Annotated in this window: 14 protein-coding genes; 6 read left to right on the forward strand and 8 right to left on the reverse strand. The window is 72.1% G+C overall.

Annotated features, from left to right (window positions below; translation table 11 throughout):
• Nucleotides 1-4 precede the first annotated feature (4 nt).
• Together ACFYY2_RS21945 and uvrA are read right to left on the reverse strand one after the other, a co-directional pair.
• On the reverse strand, nt 5-433 hold the full coding sequence (locus tag ACFYY2_RS21945) for a Rieske (2Fe-2S) protein (protein WP_388745358.1): 429 nt from the start codon (nt 431-433) through the stop codon (nt 5-7).
• A 238-nt stretch (nt 434-671) separates the two neighbouring features.
• Nucleotides 672-3692, reverse strand: coding sequence for an excinuclease ABC subunit UvrA (gene uvrA / locus ACFYY2_RS21950; RefSeq protein WP_388745360.1), 3021 nt, complete (start codon nt 3690-3692; stop codon nt 672-674).
• A 175-nt stretch (nt 3693-3867) separates the two neighbouring features.
• Here uvrA and ACFYY2_RS21955 point away from each other — a divergent pair, with 175 nt between their 5' ends.
• On the forward strand, nt 3868-4557 hold the full coding sequence (locus tag ACFYY2_RS21955) for a maleylpyruvate isomerase family mycothiol-dependent enzyme (protein WP_388745362.1): 690 nt from the start codon (nt 3868-3870) through the stop codon (nt 4555-4557).
• 10 nt (nt 4558-4567) lie between these two features.
• Nucleotides 4568-5224 carry an MBL fold metallo-hydrolase gene (locus ACFYY2_RS21960; protein WP_388745364.1) on the forward strand — a complete coding sequence of 219 codons (657 nt, stop codon included), beginning with the start codon at nt 4568-4570 and terminating at the stop codon, nt 5222-5224.
• 66 nt (nt 5225-5290) lie between these two features.
• On the opposite strand, the gene ACFYY2_RS21965 is transcribed toward ACFYY2_RS21960, so the two are convergent.
• The 5 genes from ACFYY2_RS21965 to ACFYY2_RS21985 form a co-directional block, all read right to left on the reverse strand.
• Nucleotides 5291-6289, reverse strand: coding sequence for a TerC family protein (locus ACFYY2_RS21965; RefSeq protein ID WP_388745366.1), 999 nt, complete (start codon nt 6287-6289; stop codon nt 5291-5293).
• 265 nt (nt 6290-6554) lie between these two features.
• A complete protein-coding gene (locus tag ACFYY2_RS21970; RefSeq protein WP_388745368.1) occupies nt 6555-8501 on the reverse strand; it encodes a TerD family protein in 1947 nt (648 codons plus the stop codon).
• 106 nt (nt 8502-8607) lie between these two features.
• Entirely contained in the window at nt 8608-9186 is a 579-nt protein-coding gene (locus ACFYY2_RS21975) for a TerD family protein (RefSeq protein ID WP_329036306.1), read from the reverse strand.
• Between the two features lie 132 nt (nt 9187-9318).
• On the reverse strand, nt 9319-11439 hold the full coding sequence (gene uvrB / locus ACFYY2_RS21980) for an excinuclease ABC subunit UvrB (protein WP_388745371.1): 2121 nt from the start codon (nt 11437-11439) through the stop codon (nt 9319-9321).
• 39 nt (nt 11440-11478) lie between these two features.
• A complete protein-coding gene (locus ACFYY2_RS21985) occupies nt 11479-12351 on the reverse strand; it encodes an MHYT domain-containing protein (protein ID WP_388745373.1) in 873 nt (290 codons plus the stop codon).
• Between the two features lie 518 nt (nt 12352-12869).
• On the opposite strand from ACFYY2_RS21985, the gene ACFYY2_RS21990 reads away from it, so the two are divergent.
• The 4 genes from ACFYY2_RS21990 (at nt 12870) to ACFYY2_RS22005 (ending at nt 16752) form a co-directional block, all read left to right on the forward strand.
• A complete protein-coding gene (locus ACFYY2_RS21990; protein WP_388745375.1) occupies nt 12870-13415 on the forward strand; it encodes a methylated-DNA--[protein]-cysteine S-methyltransferase in 546 nt (181 codons plus the stop codon).
• A gap of 60 nt (nt 13416-13475) precedes the next feature.
• On the forward strand, nt 13476-14792 hold the full coding sequence (locus ACFYY2_RS21995) for an MFS transporter (RefSeq protein WP_388745377.1): 1317 nt from the start codon (nt 13476-13478) through the stop codon (nt 14790-14792).
• Nucleotides 14793-14857: 65 nt separating this feature from the next.
• A complete protein-coding gene (locus ACFYY2_RS22000) occupies nt 14858-15817 on the forward strand; it encodes a pseudouridine-5'-phosphate glycosidase (RefSeq protein ID WP_388745379.1) in 960 nt (319 codons plus the stop codon).
• Entirely contained in the window at nt 15814-16752 is a 939-nt protein-coding gene (locus ACFYY2_RS22005) for a carbohydrate kinase family protein (protein WP_388745381.1), read from the forward strand. Before ACFYY2_RS22000 ends, ACFYY2_RS22005 begins: the two co-directional genes overlap by 4 nt.
• Here ACFYY2_RS22005 and ACFYY2_RS22010 read toward each other — a convergent pair whose 3' ends face one another.
• The gene (locus ACFYY2_RS22010) at nt 16753-17394 is read right to left on the reverse strand and encodes a uridine kinase (RefSeq protein WP_388745383.1); all 642 of its coding nucleotides are present in this window, start codon (nt 17392-17394) and stop codon (nt 16753-16755) included.
• Nucleotides 17395-17414 lie beyond the last annotated feature (20 nt).

Here is a 17414-nt window from a genome sequence, read left to right on the forward strand (position 1 = left end):
CCCGTCAGGCGTCGGGGCCGGCGACGAGCCGTCCGCCCTCGACCTTCACCGGAACCGCGGGCAGCGGGACGGTGGCGGGCCCCTGTACGGCCTTGCCGGTGGTGACGTCGAAGCGGCTGCCGTGGCAGGGGCAGTTGCCCACGTTGTCCTCGACCTTGTCCAGCAGGCAGCCGGCGTGGGTGCACTGTGCGCTGAACGCCTTGTACTGACCGGCGGCGGGACAGCTGACGACGACCCGCTGTTCCCGGTAGAGCTTCGATCCGCCGACCGGAATCTCGTCCGGGGCGCCGAGTTCCACGGGCGCGGTGGGCGTCGGCGTCTGCGCGTGGCCGAGCTTCGACTCGGTCGAGCAGGCGGCCACTCCCAGCCCTGCGACGCCGACGAGCGCGGCGCCCTTCAGCACGGTACGGCGGGGGGCGGGCAGGCCGGACATGCGGTCTCCACTGGTCGGGGGGACAGAGGGCCGCCGTATCCGTCCGGGGCACCGGGTGCCGCGGACACGGGCACGGGCCGCGCCTGGGGGCATGGGCGACAGACCCGACGATACCGGCGGAGAACGACGGCCTTCCCACCGGCCCCGCCCGCCCCGCGCCCGCCCGGCACCGGACACGGTCCGCCCCCGGCACCGGGGGCCGCCCCTCGGTGCCGGGGGCGGCCCCGTGCGCGCGGTGTCAGGCCTTCCGCGTGCGGGTGGCCTTCTTCCCCGCGGGCTTGCCGCCCGCCGTCTTCGCGGTCGTCCTCGCCGTGGCCGTCCGGCGGGCGGTGGCCGTCTTCGCGGCCACCGCCTTCTTCGCGGCCGCCCTGCCGGCCGGCTTGCGGGCGGCAGGCACCGTGGCGTCGGCGACCCGGTCCGCGCCGAGGACGTCCTGGAGGAACTTCCCGGTGTGGCTGGCGGGCACCGAGGCGATGTGCTCGGGGGTGCCCTCGGCGATCACGAGACCACCGCCGCTGCCGCCCTCGGGGCCCATGTCGACGACCCAGTCGGCGGTCTTGATGACGTCGAGGTTGTGCTCGATGACGATCACCGTGTTGCCCTTGTCGACCAGGCCCGACAGCACCGAGATGAGCTTGCTGATGTCCTCGAAGTGCAGACCGGTCGTCGGCTCGTCCAGGACGTAGACCGTGCGGCCGGTGGAGCGCTTCTGCAGCTCGCTCGCCAGCTTCACCCGCTGCGCCTCACCGCCGGAGAGGGTCGGCGCGGACTGGCCGAGCCTGACGTAGCCGAGGCCGACCTCGTTGAGCGTGCGGAGGTGGCGGGCGATCGTCGGGACGGCCTCGAAGAACTCCAGGCCCTCCTCGATGGGCATGTCCAGCACCTCGGCGATGGACTTGCCCTTGTAGTGGACCTCCAGCGTCTCCCGGTTGTAGCGCGCACCGTGGCAGACCTCGCACGGGACGTACACGTCGGGGAGGAAGTTCATCTCGATCTTGATCGTGCCGTCACCGGAGCAGTTCTCGCACCGGCCGCCCTTGACGTTGAAGGAGAAGCGGCCCGGCAGATAGCCGCGGACCTTCGCCTCCATGGTCTCGGCGAACAGCCTGCGGACGTGGTCGAACACACCGGTGTACGTCGCCGGGTTGGACCGGGGCGTGCGGCCGATGGGCGACTGGTCCACGTGCACGACCTTGTCGACGAGGTCGTCGCCGTCGACCCGGGTGTGCCGCCCGGGGACCGACTTGGCACCGTTGAGCTCGCGCGCCAGGTGGGTGTAGAGGATGTCGTTGACCAGGGTCGACTTGCCCGAACCCGACACGCCCGTGACGGCCGTGAGCACGCCGAGCGGGAAGGAGACGTCGATGTCCTGGAGGTTGTTCTCCCGGGCGCCGTGCACCGTGAGCCGGCGCTTCGGGTCGACGGGACGCCGGACGTCCGGCATCTCGATCGTCCGCCGGCCCGAGAGGTACTGCCCGGTGATCGACTCCTTGTTGGCGAGGAGTTCCTTGAGCGAGCCCGAGTGGACGACCTTGCCCCCGTGCTCGCCGGCGCCGGGGCCGATGTCGACGACCCAGTCGGCGACCTTGATGGTGTCCTCGTCGTGCTCGACGACGATGAGCGTGTTGCCCATGTCCCGGAGACGGACCAGGGTCTCGATGAGCCGGTGGTTGTCGCGCTGGTGCAGCCCGATGGACGGCTCGTCCAGGACGTAGAGCACGCCGACGAGACCGGAGCCGATCTGGGTGGCGAGCCGGATGCGCTGGGCCTCTCCGCCGGACAGGGTGCCCGCGGCACGGTTCAGCGAGAGGTAGTCGAGGCCGACGTCCACGAGGAACCTCAGCCGCTCGTTGACCTCCTTGAGCACCCGCTCGGCGATCTTCTTGTCGCGGGCGTTCAGCGTGAGGCGGCCGAGGAACTCGGCGCACTCGCTGATCGACATCGCGGCGACCTCGGCGATGGACCGCTCCATCACGGTGACGGCGAGCACCAGGGGCTTGAGCCGGGTGCCTTCGCACGTCGGACAGGCCACCTCGCGCATGTAGCCTTCGAGCCGCTCCCTGCTGGAATCGCTCTCGGCCTCGGAGTGGCGCCGCTTGACGTACTGCACGGCGCCTTCGAAGCGCGGGGTGGTGTAGGCGCGCTCGCGGCCGTACCTGTTGCGGTAGCGCACCTCGGTCTGGATCTTGTGGCCGTGGAGCAGGGCCTTCTTGGCGCGCTGCGGAAGTCCGGCCCAGGGGATGTCCGTGCGGAAGCCGAGGGCCTCGGCCAGCGCGTTGATCTGGCGCCCGAAGTACTCCTTGGTGTGGCCGTGCGACCAGGGGTGGATGGCGCCCTCGTCCAGGGACTTGTCCTCGTCCGGGACGATGAGCTCCGGGTCCACCTCCATCCGCGTGCCGATACCCGTGCAGTCGGGGCAGGCGCCGAAGGGCGAGTTGAAGGAGAAGGAGCGGGGCTCCAGCTCCTCGAAGGAGAGGTCGTCGTACGGGCAGTAGAGGTGCTCGGAGTACATCCGCTCACGCTCGGGGTCGTCCTGCTCGAGGTCGACGAAATCGAGGACGACCATGCCGCCCGAGAGGCCCAGCGCGGTCTCGACGGAGTCGGTCAGCCGGCGCTTGGCGCTGTCCTTCACCGTGAGGCGGTCGATGACCACCTCGATGGTGTGCTTCTCCTGCTTCTTCAGCGTGGGCGGCTCGGAGAGCTGGATCGTCTCGCCGTCCACCCGGGCCCTGCTGTAGCCCTTGGTCTGGAGGTCCGCGAAGAGGTCGACGAACTCGCCCTTGCGCTCGCGCACCAGCGGGGAGAGGACCTGGAAGCGGCTGCCCTCGGGCAGTCCCAGCACCTTGTCCACGATGGCCTGCGGCGACTGGCGCGAGATCGGCCGGTGGCACTCGGGGCAGTGCGGCTTGCCGATCCTGGCGAAGAGCAGCCGGAGGTAGTCGTACACCTCGGTGATCGTGCCGACCGTCGAGCGCGGGTTGCGCGAGGTCGACTTCTGGTCGATGGAGACGGCGGGCGAGAGGCCTTCGATGAAGTCCACGTCCGGCTTGTCCATCTGGCCGAGGAACTGGCGGGCGTACGAGGAGAGGGACTCCACGTAGCGCCGCTGCCCCTCGGCGAAGATCGTGTCGAACGCGAGGGAGGACTTGCCCGATCCGGACAGCCCGGTGAAGACGATGAGGGAGTCACGGGGCAGGTCGAGCGAGACGTTCTTCAGGTTGTGCTCGCGCGCGCCACGGACGATGAGACGGTCGGCCACGCCGGTCCGCACCTTTCTGGAGAGAAGTGGGGGAACTGAGCCCCCGTCCCAGGGTATGGGGGGCGCCACAGCGATGTACGAAGCTTTCGACTCCGAGCGTATAGCACGCACATTCGATTTACGGACGACCGCAGACACCTTCACCCGAACGAGTGTCGGAGGCTACGCTCGGCGCATGATCGACCATGCGCGTGACCTGGAAGCTGTACGTGAAGCGACCGATCGGCTGCTCAGTGCCACGGGCAAGAGGGACGACGGATTCCTCGCCGGAGCGTCGCGCCTGCCGGGCTGGAGCCGCGGTCATGTTCTTGCCCACCTGTCACGTAACGCCGACGCCCTCGTAAATGTTCTCCAGGGGCGTCCGATGTACGCGAACAGCGAAACCCGGGACGCGGACATCGAGAGGGACGCACCCCGTCCGCTCGACGAGCAGCTCGCCGATCTGCGCGGGAGCGGCGAGGCCTTCCTTGGCGCGGCCGCGGCGCCGGCCGACTGGTCGCGCACGGTCACACTGCGCAACGGCGTGACGGACTCCGCCTCCCGGATCCCCTTCCGCAGGTGGGTGGAGGTCGAGCTGCACCACGTCGACCTCGGGGGCGGCTACGAGCTGGAGGACCTGCCGGAGGAGTTCGTCGTCCGGGAGAACGACTTCCTCGCGGAGCGGTTCGCCGGGCACCCCGGTGTCGTCGCCACCACGGCCGTCACCGAGGACGGCCGGATCTGGACCACCGGCGGCGGCGCCGACGGCCCCGCGGTCACGGTCAGGGGCAGCGCCACGGACATCCTCGGCTGGCTCTGCGGACGCCGCGACGGCTCCGCACTCACCGCCGGAGGCGGGAGCCTCCCCGCACTGCCTCCGCTATAGGCTGCGTCACATGACGTACAGCGGAGCGGTAAGGGTCGGCGGGCCCGCGGACGTGCACGAACTGACGGATCTCATGATCTCGAAGGTCGCCGTCGGGCCGATGAACAACAACGCGTATCTGCTGCGCTGCCGGAACACGGGTGAGCAGCTCCTGATCGACGCCGCCGCGGAGGCCGGGATCCTGCTGCGCCTGATCGGCGAGGACGGCATCGCGTCCGTCGTGACGACACACCGCCACGCCGACCACTGGCAGGCCCTGGCCGAGGTGGTCGCCGCCACCGGGGCGCGCACGTACGCCGGAGAGTTCGACGCCGAGGGGATCCCCGTCCCGACCGATGAGCCGGTCGAGGACGGCGGCACGATCCGGGTCGGCACCGTCACGCTGACCGCCAGGCACCTGACGGGCCACACCCCGGGTTCCATCGCCCTGGTCTACGACGACCCCCACGGCGCCCCGCACCTCTTCACCGGGGACTGCCTCTTCCCCGGCGGGGTCGGCAACACGCACAAGGATCCCGAGGCGTTCGCGAGCCTGCTCCACGACGTGGAGACCAAGCTCTTCGACCGGCTGCCGGACGAGACGTGGGTCTACCCGGGGCACGGGCACGACACGACGCTCGGAGCCGAGCGTCCGCACCTGCCGGAGTGGCGCCTGCGCGGCTGGTGAGGCGACGGGAACGCCGGACGGCCGGGCACCCCCTGGGGGCCCGGCCGTCGGCTTGTCCGCCCGGCGCTACTTCCGCGCGCCGACGTTCTCGTTGCCGTCCTCCTTGGCGGCCTCCTCGGCCGCCGTCTTCTTCCTGGTGGCGATCAGGCTGGTGATCGTGGTGATCACCAGGACGCCGCAGATGACGGTGAGGGAGAACGGGATGGAGATCTCGGGGACGTGCACCCCGGACTCGTGCAGCGCGTGCAGCACCAGCTTGACCCCGATGAATCCGAGGATCACCGACAGGCCGTAGCTGAGGTGGACCAGCTTCTTCAGCAGGCCGCCGATGAGGAAGTACAGCTGCCGCAGACCCATCAGCGCGAACGCGTTGGCCGTGAACACGATGTACGGGTCCTGGGTCAGGCCGAAGATCGCGGGGATGGAGTCGAGCGCGAAGAGCACGTCGGTGGTGCCGATGGCGAGCATGACCACCATGAGCGGGGTCATGACGCGCTTGCCGTTGTTCCGGATGAAGAGCTTGGTCCCGTGGTACCGGTCGGCCACACCGAAGCGGTGCTCGATCGACTTCAGGAGACGGTTCTCCTCGAACTCCTCGTCCTCGTCGTCGGCCCGCGCCTCCTGGATCAGCTTCCAGGCGGTGTAGATCAGGAACGCGCCGAAGATGTAGAAGACCCACGAGAAGTTGGCGATGACCGCGGCGCCGGCGGCGATGAAGATCGCGCGCAGGACCAGGGCGATCAGCACACCGATGAGGAGCACCCGCTGCTGCAGGTGGGAGGGCACCGAGAACTTCGCCATGATCAGGACGAAGACGAAGAGGTTGTCGACGCTGAGCGACTTCTCGGTGATGAAGCCGGCGAAGAACTCGCCGGAGGCCTGGCTCTCGCCGAAGACCAGCAGGCCGAGCCCGAAGAGGGCGGCGAGCGCGATCCAGACGACGGTCCAGATCCCGGCTTCCTTGGTCGACACGTCATGGGGCTTGCGCCCGATGAAGAAGTCGACGGCGATGAGGGCACTCAGACCGAGAATGGTCAGCACCCAGAGAGTCCATGAAACGTCCACTGCGCCTCCGGCAGTTCGCTACGGCTATAGATCAGCGTCGTCGCTGCCGGAGGTCTCTTCCACCCGGGAGCGCGGGCTGCGCGCCGGGCCGGCGCCCCGGGACCGGTCACAGTCCGTACTGACGGGAACGCCGCGATCGGGAGTACTCCCCTCCGCACCAAGAACAGTACATGAAGCACCAAGAAACGGTAAAGTCCTCGCCAAGCCATGATCAAAGTGCCTGGTCAGGGGCGAGTGAGACAGGACCCGCGGACGGGTACGGCCGTCAGCGGCGGCCGTCGCGCCGGGCCGCCGCCACCAGCGCGAGGACCTGTTCCAGGACGCGGCTGCCCCGAGGAGTCCTGAGGGGCTCGTACGTCCACGCGTGCCCCACCCAGGGGTCGGCGAGGTGGTCGTCGGCCACGGGGGTGACGCGCAGCAGGGAACGCCACAGGGGGTCGAGCACCGGGCCGTAGGCGCGGGCGTCCTCCCGGTCGGCGACCATCATCAGGTGCACGCCCACCGACGGGCCCTCGTCCGCGAGATAACGCAGCTGGGTGACGCCACGGTCGTCGAAACCGTGCGGGAAGTCGTTGACGATCAGCAGCTGCTCACCGGGGTCCAGGTCCGGCGGCAGCGAGTCGGCGGCGCCGGCCCTGATCGCCATCTGCACCAGATCCACGCGCCGGGTGAGATGCGCGAGCACCGAGGACACGCCCGCCGCGCCGGCCGCGGGCGGGCCGTCGAGGGCGCCCGAGGCGACCAGGGGCGCGAGAGCCCCGGCGCCGGACCCCGCCGGGTCGATGACGTGGACGGAGAACTCGTGGGCGGGATGGACGGCCAGGAGCCGCGCCGCCAGGGCGGCCGCGGTCTCCATCGCGAGCCCGCGCAGCCGGTCCCCGCCCACGGCCGCCGCGGCCTGGGAGGCGGTGCGGCCGCTGTCGATCCAGATCCCCCGCTCCAGCGGCAGCCGCACCAGCAGCGGGATGCGCAGGTCGACGCACTCGGGAAGGTGGAGGTCACCGATGCGCAGTGCCATCGGGATCTCCATGGGAACGCGGTAGGCGTGCCAGACGGGGTTGTCCCAGCCCGCGTACGCGGCGGGCAGGGCCGGCTCGACGACCGCGGACTCGGCGGCCAGCTGGGCCAGGTCGCGGTCGAGAGCCTCGCGCGCCCGGGCGGTCAGCTCGTCGCGCTTGGCCATGGCCTCCGCGCGGGCCCGGTCGCCCGTGCCCCCGATGCGGCTGCGCGGATCGGACAGGGTCCGTTCGAGCTCCTGGTCCATGCGGGACTCGGCGAAGTCGACGGCGCTGCGGTGGGCGGCGACAGCGCGGGCCAGGTCCTCGAACATGCCCCAGATCTGGTTGTAGAGGCGCTCGTCCATGGACCAGCCCGTGGCGTCGCCGGCGACGGGCCGCGCGGGCTGTCCGGGCGCGGCCGGCGGCGCAGCCGGAGGGGCCGGGGGCGGGGCGGAGGTCTGACGGCGCGGGTGCGCGTAGTCGATGGGCCCGCCGGAGGCCGCGTCGGCGCCCTGCGGGGCCGTGTGCTCGCCCGGCGGGACGGGCGACGGACCGGGCACCGGGGCGGCCGGCGGGGTGCCCCCCGCGGCCGGCACGGGGCCTGCGGGGTGGCGGACCCGCTCACCCTCCGGGGTGCGCGGCGGGGGCGCCACGGAGCGGGCGAGCCCGGAGGCCACCGCCTCCTGGATGGAGGCGGCCAGCTCCGCCGCCTCGGGAAGGCCCTGGTCGGCGAGCATCCCGGCGAGTCCCGCGGCGTATCCCTGGCCGACGGCACGCACCTTCCAGCCGCCCTGGCGGCGGTACAGCTCGACGGCGGTCACGGCCGACTCGCTGTCCAGTCCCGTGAGGGTGAACGTGGCGATCTCCGTGCCGTCGAGTCCCGTGACGGCGACGAACGGCGCGGCGACGGCGCCGAAGCGGCCGGGCCGTCCGGCCCCGAGGGGCAGCGCGAGGAGGACGGTGACGCGGTGCACCGCGTCGGGCAGGGCGTCGAGGTCGACGGCCAGCCGGTGATCGGCCGCCGCCTGACGCGACACCTCCAGTCCCGGCAGCCGGTGCGCACCGGGATGGGCGATCCACTCGACGCCGCGTACCGTGCCCTGCTCGTCCCCGAGTGTGGCCCCCGCGACGACGGGCGAGCCCGCGGACACCCTGATCTCCAGACGTGTCCGGGGCAAGGCGTGGTTCTGACCCCGGACCAGCTCGGCCGTCATTGCCCTGTCCCCTCGACGTTCGATGTGGAGCCCTGCCATGGGCGCAGCTCCCGGCGGCCGTTGCCTCCGGGAGCTGCTCGTACGGATGGTGCGGGTCGGGTGCGCCCTACAGGTGCGGCAGGATCGCCGGCATCAGGTCCTGGAAGGTCCGGCCGTTGGCGGGGTTCCCGAGGGCGGTCATCTGCCATCCGGCGCCGGAGCGGTGCACCTTCGCCATGATCTGCGCCGTGTACTGGCCCCCGCCGTCGAGCGTGTAGCGGGCGAGCTCCTGGCCGTTGGTCTCGTCGACGATGCGGCAGAAGGCATTCTGCACCTCCTGGAACGTCTGGCCGGTGAAGGAGTTCACCGTGAAGACGATCTGGTCGATGTGGACCGGGACCCGCTGCAGGTCCACGAGGATGGCCTCGTCGTCGCCGCCCGAACCCGCGCCGCCGACCAGGTTGTCGCCGGTGTGCTTGACCGAGCCGTCGTCGCTGACGAGGTGGCGGAAGAACACGACGTCCACGGGCTGCTTGTCGGCGAAGAGGACCGCCGAGGCGTCGAGGTCGATCTCCCGGGTGCGCGAACCGAACAGCCCGCGGCGCGGGGCCGCCTGCCAGCCGAGCCCCATCCGTACCGCGGTCAGGGTCCCCCCGTCGCTCTTCTGCAGGCTGATGGCCTGGCCCTTGGTCATGTTGACCGTCACGCGCTGTCCCCTCTCCGCTTGCCCCGCAACCATCGGTGTGCGGCGTCCCCGCACCCTAGCCAGTCCGCCGGGGCGAGAAGCAGTGGTAGGCCGTTTTTGTGTCGGTCCTGCAACACTGCGTGCCCCACCCGGTCAGGCCAGCCCCGCCTCCCTCATCTGGCGCAGCTCCTTCTTGAGTTCCCCCACCTCGTCGCGCAGGCGCGCGGCCACCTCGAACTGCAGGTCGGCGGCGGCCGCCCGCATCCGGTCGGTCATCTCCTCGATGATCCCGGCGAGTTCGGCGGCGGGACGGTCGGTGACCGCCGCGGCACCCTTCTTCGCCCTGCCGCCCGCGGCGGCCTTGCCTCCGAGCGAGGGGACGGGCGCCTTGGTGTCCTTCGCCTGCCGGTAGCCGCTGCCGAGCAGCTGCTCGGTGTCGACCTCCTCGCGGGCGATGGAGGCGACGATGTCGTTGATCTTCTTCCGGAGCGGCTGCGGATCGACGCCGCGCTCGGTGTTGTAGGCGATCTGCTTCTCCCGGCGGCGGTTGGTCTCGTCGATCGCCTGCGCCATGGCCGGGGTGATCTTGTCGGCGTACATGTGGACCTGCCCCGAGACGTTACGGGCGGCGCGGCCGATGGTCTGGATCAGCGAGGTGCCCGAGCGCAGGAAGCCCTGCTTGTCCGCGTCGAGGATGGCCACGAGCGACACTTCCGGCAGGTCGAGGCCCTCGCGCAGGAGGTTGATGCCGACCAGGACGTCGTACTCGCCGGAACGCAGCTCGCGCAGCAGCTCGATGCGGCGCAGGGTGTCGACGTCGCTGTGGAGGTAGCGGACCTGGATGCCGAGTTCGAGGAAGTAGTCGGTGAGGTCCTCGGACATCTTCTTCGTGAGGGTGGTGACCAGGACCCGCTCGTCCTTCTCCGTCCGCTTGCGGATCTCGTGGACCAGGTCGTCGATCTGGCCCTCGGTGGGCTTGACCACGACCTCCGGGTCCACGAGCCCGGTGGGCCGGATGATCTGCTCGACGAACCCGTCCCCACGGGACAGCTCGTACTTCCCGGGGGTGGCGGAGAGGTACACCGTCTGGTTGATCCGGCCCAGGAACTCCTCCCACTTCAGCGGGCGGTTGTCCAGGGCCGAGGGCAGCCGGAAACCGTGGTCGACGAGGGTCCGCTTGCGGGAGGCGTCGCCCTCGTACATCGCCCCGATCTGCGGCACGGTCACGTGGGACTCGTCCAGGACGAGGAGGAAGTCCTCGGGGAAGTAGTCGAGGAGGGTGTTGGGGGCCGTGCCCGGCAGGCGGCCGTCGAAGTGCATCGAGTAGTTCTCGACGCCGGAGCAGGTGCCGATCTGGCGGAGCATCTCGATGTCGTACGTGGTGCGCATGCGCAGCCGCTGGGCCTCCAGCATCTTGCCCTGCTTCTCCAGCTCGGCGAGGCGCTGCTCCAGCTCCTGCTCGATGCCGGTGACCGCCTTCTCCATGCGCTCGGGGCCCGCGACGTAGTGGCTGGCGGGGAAGACGTGGAGCGACCGGTCCTCGCTGATGACCTCGCCGGTGAGCGGGTGGAGGGTCGACAGCGCCTCGATCTCGTCGCCGAACATCTCGATGCGGACGGCGAGCTCCTCGTACACCGGGAAGATCTCGATCGTGTCGCCGCGGACCCGGAAGGTGCCACGGGTGAACGCGAGGTCGTTGCGGGTGTACTGGATCTCGACGAAGCGGCGGAGCAGCGCGTCGCGGTCGATCTCGTCCCCGACCTTGAGCTGGACCATCCGGTCCACGTACTCCTGCGGGGTACCGAGGCCGTAGATGCACGAGACGGAGGCGACGACGACGACGTCGCGCCGGGTGAGCAGCGAGTTGGTGGCGGAGTGCCGCAGCCGCTCGACCTCCTCGTTGATCGAGGAGTCCTTCTCGATGTAGGTGTCCGACTGCGGGACGTACGCCTCGGGCTGGTAGTAGTCGTAGTACGAGACGAAGTACTCCACGGCGTTGTTCGGGAGGAGCTCGCGGAACTCGTTGGCCAGCTGGGCGGCGAGCGTCTTGTTCGGTGCCATGACCAGGGTGGGGCGCTGCAGCTTCTCGATCATCCACGCGGTCGTGGCCGACTTGCCCGTACCCGTCGCGCCGAGGAGGACCACGTCCTTCTCGCCCGCGCGCACGCGCCGGTCCAGCTCGGCGATGGCCGTGGGCTGGTCACCACTGGGCTGGTAGGGACTGACGACCTCGAAAGGCGCCACGGAACGTTCGATCTTCGAGACTGGCCGCATGCAACCACGGTACGGCCACCCTCTGACAACGGCGGCGGATCAGCGCTCGCGCGACTGCCGGTATCCCCGGCGCGAGGCGGTCTCGTAGGGGCGCGGGGGGCGGGGCTGGACGGGGATCGACGTCATGTGCACGCCGCGCCGGGGAGCGAGCCCGGCCGGCCCGGCGGCCTCTCCGGGGCCGCCGGTCACCACGAGGGGGTCGATCATCACGACCACGGCCGCCAGCAGCAGGAAGCAGCCGGGCCCGACCATCATCGGCAGGAGCAGCGAGGTCGGGGCCTCGCCCGGGGGCGCCGCCGCGGCTCCGGGGTGCAGGTGGACGACGAGCGCCGCCATGCCGGTGTAGTGCATGCCGCTCACGGCCACGCCCATGACCACGCTGGCGCCGAGGCTGGGGAGGAAGCCGTGGATGGAGACGGCCGCCCACAGGGCCGCCGTCGCCGCGACCACGGCGATGACGACGGAGAGCGAGACGGTGAGGGTGTCGTAGGCGAACTCGCCGTCGAAGTTCATTCCGGCCATGCCGAGGTAGTGCATCGAGGCGACGCCGAGGCCGGTGATGGTCCCGCCGGTGACCAGCGCCATGCGCGTGGCACCCCGGTAGCCGACGAGGAAGATGCCGATGCCGACCATCAGGATCGCCACGGCGAGGCTCGCGTAGGTGAGGGGCCGGTCGTAGGTGACCGGGGCCTCGCGGACGGTGAAGCCCAGCATCGCGATGAAGTGCATCGTCCAGATGCCCGAGCCGATGGACGTCGCGCCGAGGGCCAGCCAGCCGGCCCTGGCGACGCCGCGGGTGCGCAGGGAACGCGTGGTGCAGCGCAGACCGAGGGCCGCGCCCAGGCAGGCCATGACGAATGCCGTCAGAGGCGTCACTAGGCCGTAGGTGAATCCGTCAACTGTGCCCTGCATGCGTGTACGCCCTTCGCGGTGGCCCGGGTTCGGGGGTGACCCTAAAGGGCAAGGCCCGGCAAGCAAACATAAGAACGGCATTTTATCCGGCCCCGGAGTCCCTCCGGTTCCGGTCCCGACAATCCGTTCACATCATGACCATCACCGGCCCGCCGCCCCTCGGAGGGTGGCCGGGGGCCTCCGCGCACCCGGGTCCCGACGCGGGCGGCGGGCCGCGCCGCACACGGCACGGCCGCCGGGAACAGCTTCCGGAGATCGAGCACCCCGAGGCTCCGGCGCCCCTCACGGCGCGGGACGCCGGACGACTCCCCCTGGGTGCCGGGGTCGCGACCGCGCCCGCGTCCCCCGGCCGGCCGGACCTCGGTGCAGAGAGTGTGAAAGCTGTCGCCCGGACCTCGTCACCGGCTTCCGCGCGCCCCGGGTGGAGGCCGGCCCCGGCGGCCGCCCGGAACGGTGCGGGACTCCACCCCGCGGCCCCGCACCGGGGTGTTGTCGGTGGCCGGTCGTACGGTTGGCCCATGGAGAGCAGCGAGCAGGTCGTGGAGTGGTCCGTCGTGCCGAGCGCCATCGGGCCCCTCCTGCTCGCCGCGACCCCGGCGGGGCTGCTGACCGTGGCCTTCCACGCGCGCCCGGCGGTCCGGGACAGGACACTCGCGCAGCTGCGGACCCGGCTCGGCGCGGAGCCCGTCCGGGCGCCGGATTCCGCGCTGCTGGCCGAGCCGGTGCGCCAGCTCGCCGCGTACTTCTCCGGGGACCTGCGGAAGTTCTCGCTCCCGCTGGACTGGTCACTGGCCTCGGGCTTCCACCGTGAGGTCCTCCGCGAGCTCGCGTCGAGCGTGCCGTACGGGGCGGTCGTGGGGTACGGCGACCTGGCCGCCCGGGTCGGCCGGCCCGACGGGGCGCAGGCCGTGGGTGCGGCCATGGGGTCCAACCCCCTGCCGGTGGTGGTGCCCTGCCACCGGGTGGTGGAGAGCGACGGAGGCCTCGGCGGGTTCGGCGGAGGGCTGGAGACGAAGCGACAGCTGCTGGCCATCGAGGGCGTGCTCCCGCAGCCACTGTTCTGAGCCCGGCGGGGCGGCGAGGCGGCCCGGCGCCTTTCACCCGGGGCCCGGGCGAAAGGCCCGATGTCGCACGCGGGTGCGAGCTGGCACACTGCGGCGGTGACGACAGCCTCTTCCGCCTCCCGGATCACCGCCGCCGATCTGCCCGCGCTCCAGCGCCGGACCTCCGCCGTGCTGATCGGCAGCCAGATACTCGGCGGCCTCGGCGTGGCCGTCGGAATCGCCCTCGCCCCGGTGCTGGCGGCCGACGTGAGCGTCTCCGAGGCCCTGTCGGGGCTCGCGCCCACCGCGTCCGTGGCGGGCACGGCGCTCCTGTCGCTGCCCCTGGCCGCTCTGATGGCGTCACGGGGCAGGCGCCCGGGACTCGTCCTCGCCTATCTGGTGGGGTCGGCCGGGGCCCTCCTGGTGGTGACCGCCGCCGTGGTGGGCAGTTTCCCGCTGCTGCTGCTCGGGATGGCCGGTTTCGGGGCCGGCTCGTCGGCCAACCTCCAGGCCCGGTTCGCGGCCGCCGACCTCGCGGAGCCCGACCGGCGCGGCCGCGCGATCGCCACCGTCATCTGGGCCACCACGATCGGTTCCGTGCTGGGTCCCAACATCGCCGCCCCGGCGAGCCACGTCTTCAGGGACACCTTCGTGCCGGAGACGGCGGGGCCCTTCGCCTGGGCATCGGGGATCTTCCTGGTCACCGGCGTCCTGGTCGCCGTGCTGCTGCGCCCGGACCCGCTGCTGACCGCCCGGGCACTCGCTCCCCAGGACACGGCGAGCGCCGCGAACCGCTCGCTGCGGGCGGGCGTCGCGGCGGTCCGGGCCTCTCCGATGGCGAGGCTGGCCCTGGTGACCGTCGCCGTGTCCCACACCGCGATGGTCTCCATCATGGTCATGACGCCCGTGCACCTCGGGCACCACGGGGCGGACATCCAGCTGATCGGCCTGGTGATCAGCGGGCACATCGCGGGGATGTACGCCTTCTCCCCCGTGATGGGCCGGCTCGCCGACCGCGCCGGACGACTGGCCGTGATAGGGCTGGCAGCCGGACTGCTGTGCTGCGCGGCGCTGCTGGCCGGCACGTCGGGCGGCGGGCACGCCCGGACGGCGGCGGGTCTGTTCGTCCTGGGACTCGGCTGGTCCGCGGGGCTGGTCGCCGGTTCGGCACTGCTCACGGACTCCGTGCCGCAGGCCGCCAGGGCGGCCGTGCAGGGGCTCTCCGATCTCACAATGAACACGGCGGCGGGCGTGGGCGGCGCCCTGGCCGGGGTGATCGTCTCCCGGCTGGGATACGGCTGGCTCAACGCGGCCGCCGCGTGCCTCCTCCTGCCGATGGCCGCGCTGGCGCTGCGCAGGTCGCTCGCACGGCCGGACGGGGACGCCGCGAAGGCGTGACCTCCGGTCGCGAATGACCCGGCCGTACGGGTTTGCGGCCGTGACCCCCGCGACAGGGATGGGGCATGCCTCTGAACCCATCGTCATCGACGACGTCGGACCATCAGAAGACCGGCCCCTGGACCCCGTTGCTCTCCGCCGAGGTGCGCGAAGCCCTCGGCGCGGGGGCACCCGTCGTCGCCCTGGAGTCGACGATCATCGCGCACGGCCTGCCACGCCCCCGCAATCTCCGGGTCGCGGAGGAGCTGGAGGAGGCGGCACGCGAGGAGGGAGCCGTGCCGGCGACGGTCGCCGTGCTGGACGGACGCGCGCACGTGGGCCTGACCGCGGCCCAGTTGGAGCGGGTCGCCGTGGACCCGGAGGTGCGCAAGCTGGGCCACCGCGACCTCGCGCCCGCGCTGGCCCTGGGCGCGAGCGGGGCGACCACCGTGTCGGCGACGGCGTTCCTCGCGGCCGGGGCGGGCCTGCGCGTCTTCGCGACCGGCGGGCTCGGCGGTGTGCACCGCGAATGGGCGCAGACCCAGGACGAGTCCGCCGACCTCCGCCTCCTCGCGCGTACCGGCATCACGGTGGTGTGCGCGGGCGTGAAGTCGGTCCTGGACGTCCCGGCCACCCTCCAGCGCCTAGAGACGCTCGGCGTGGGTGTGCTGGGTTACGGCACGGCGTACTTCCCCGGCTTCTATCTGAGCAGTTCGGGCGAGCCGGTCGACTGGACGGTGCGCACGCCCCAGGAGGTGGCGGACGTGATGCGGGTCCGGGAGGGGCTGGGCGGCGCGCAGGCCGCCCTGATCGTCGCCAATCCGGTCCCGGAGAAGGAGCAGTTGGATCCGGAGCTGCACGACCGGGTGCTCGCCCGCGCCCTGGACGCCTGCCGGAGCGAGGGCGTCACGGGGCAGGCCGTCACCCCCTTCCTCCTGGAGTACCTGATGCGGGAGACCGGCGGTGCCTCCCTGGAGGCCAATCTCGCGGCCGTACGCGGGAACGTGCGGCTGGCCGCGCGGATCGCCGTCGCGGCGGCTCGATGAGCGACGGTGCGGCGAGCGGCGGCGCGGTGGGCGGCGGCGGGCTGCTCGTCGTCGGGGAGGTGGTCACCGATGTGGTCGTCCGGCACGCCTCGGCACCGGTCCACGGCACGGACACGCCCGCGCGGATCACGACGCTGCCCGGTGGCGCGGGTGCCAACGTGGCCTGCTGGGCGGCGCGTTCGGGGTGCCGGACCGTCCGGCTGCTCGCCCGCGCGGGTGCCGAGTCGGCGTCCTGGCACGGTGAGGTGCTGCGGAGGGCGGGTGTGTGCCCGTCGCTGGCCGTGGACGCCGAGGTACCGACCGGCACGGTGGTGGCCCTCGTCGACCCCTCGGCGGAGCGCACCTTCCTCTCCGACAGCGGCGCGGTCCTGCGCCTGAGTCCCGGCGACTGGTCCCCCGCTCTGCTCGACGGTGTCGCCCGCCTCCACGTCTCGGGTTACCTCCTGTTCGGGGAGCCCAGCCGGACGACGGCGCTGCGGGCCCTGCGCGAGGCACACCTCCGGGGCGTACCGGCGAGTGTGGACCCGGCGTCCGCGGGCTTCCTGGCGGAGCTGGGCGCGGGGGCGTTCCTCGGCATGGTCGGCGGTGTGGACCTGCTGCTGCCCAACGCGGACGAGGCCCGTGAGCTGACCGGACTGCCGGACCCCGCGGACGCGGCCCTCAAGCTGAGCCGTCACGTCGGCCGGGTCGCCGTCACACTCGGGGACCGGGGTGTCGTCCTGGCGTCGGGCGGCGCCGTGACCGCTCGCGTGCCCGCCGCGACGGGAGCGGTGCCGGTGGACTCGACGGGGGCGGGCGACGCGTTCACCGGGGGCTTCCTCGCGGCCCTCGTCGCCGGGGCGGACGAGGTCTCGGCGGCCGCGGCGGGCTGCCGGGCGGGGGCCGAGGCGGTGGCCACGGTGGGCGGGCGTCCGGGGCCGGTCCGGCCCGCTTAGTCACCCGCCGAGCCCGGTCCACGCCGGATGCCGGGGGTCGTCGGCGCGTACGACCACGTCCGCGCGGGCGGCCGGCGCGACCTCGGCGTCGTACCGGGCGAAGGCGGGCAGCGTCCATCGCTCGTCCTCCGCGGTGCGCCGTCGCAGCGCGCCCGGGGTGAGGCTCAGGTGGATGCCGAGGTCGAAGGGGAACCACTGGCCGAGGAGCAGCGGGCCGTGCAGGACGAGCACCCCGCCCTCGGGCAGCTCGACGTACGGACTGCGGGTCGCCCGGTCCGTGACGGGGTCCCAGAGGTCGGGCAGCACGCGTCCGCTGCCGCCCGGGTCCAGCGGACGCAGCACCTCCCGCCACAGCGCGCCGTTGTCGAACCAGCCGTCGGCGTACGTGTCGGGGTCCTTCTTGCCGTACTCGTAGCGCAGGCTGGCCGGGCGCAGGAAGCCGCCGGTGGAGACGGTGAGCACGGGGCGCCCGAGGGAGCGCAGCGCCTCGGCCAGGCGCGCGGCGGGCTCCTCCGGGCGGGCCGCGGGCGCACCGTCGACCCCGATCCGCAGCCAGGGCCCGCCGTCGGCCGGTTCGAGCGCGTCGGCGTGGGCCGCGAGGGCGCCGGCCAGCTTGTCCCAGGTGATGGCTTCATATCGCACGTACGCATCATCGCCCCCTG

Source organism: Streptomyces sp. NPDC001822, from assembly GCF_042892135.1.
GTDB lineage: Bacteria > Actinomycetota > Actinomycetes > Streptomycetales > Streptomycetaceae > Streptomyces.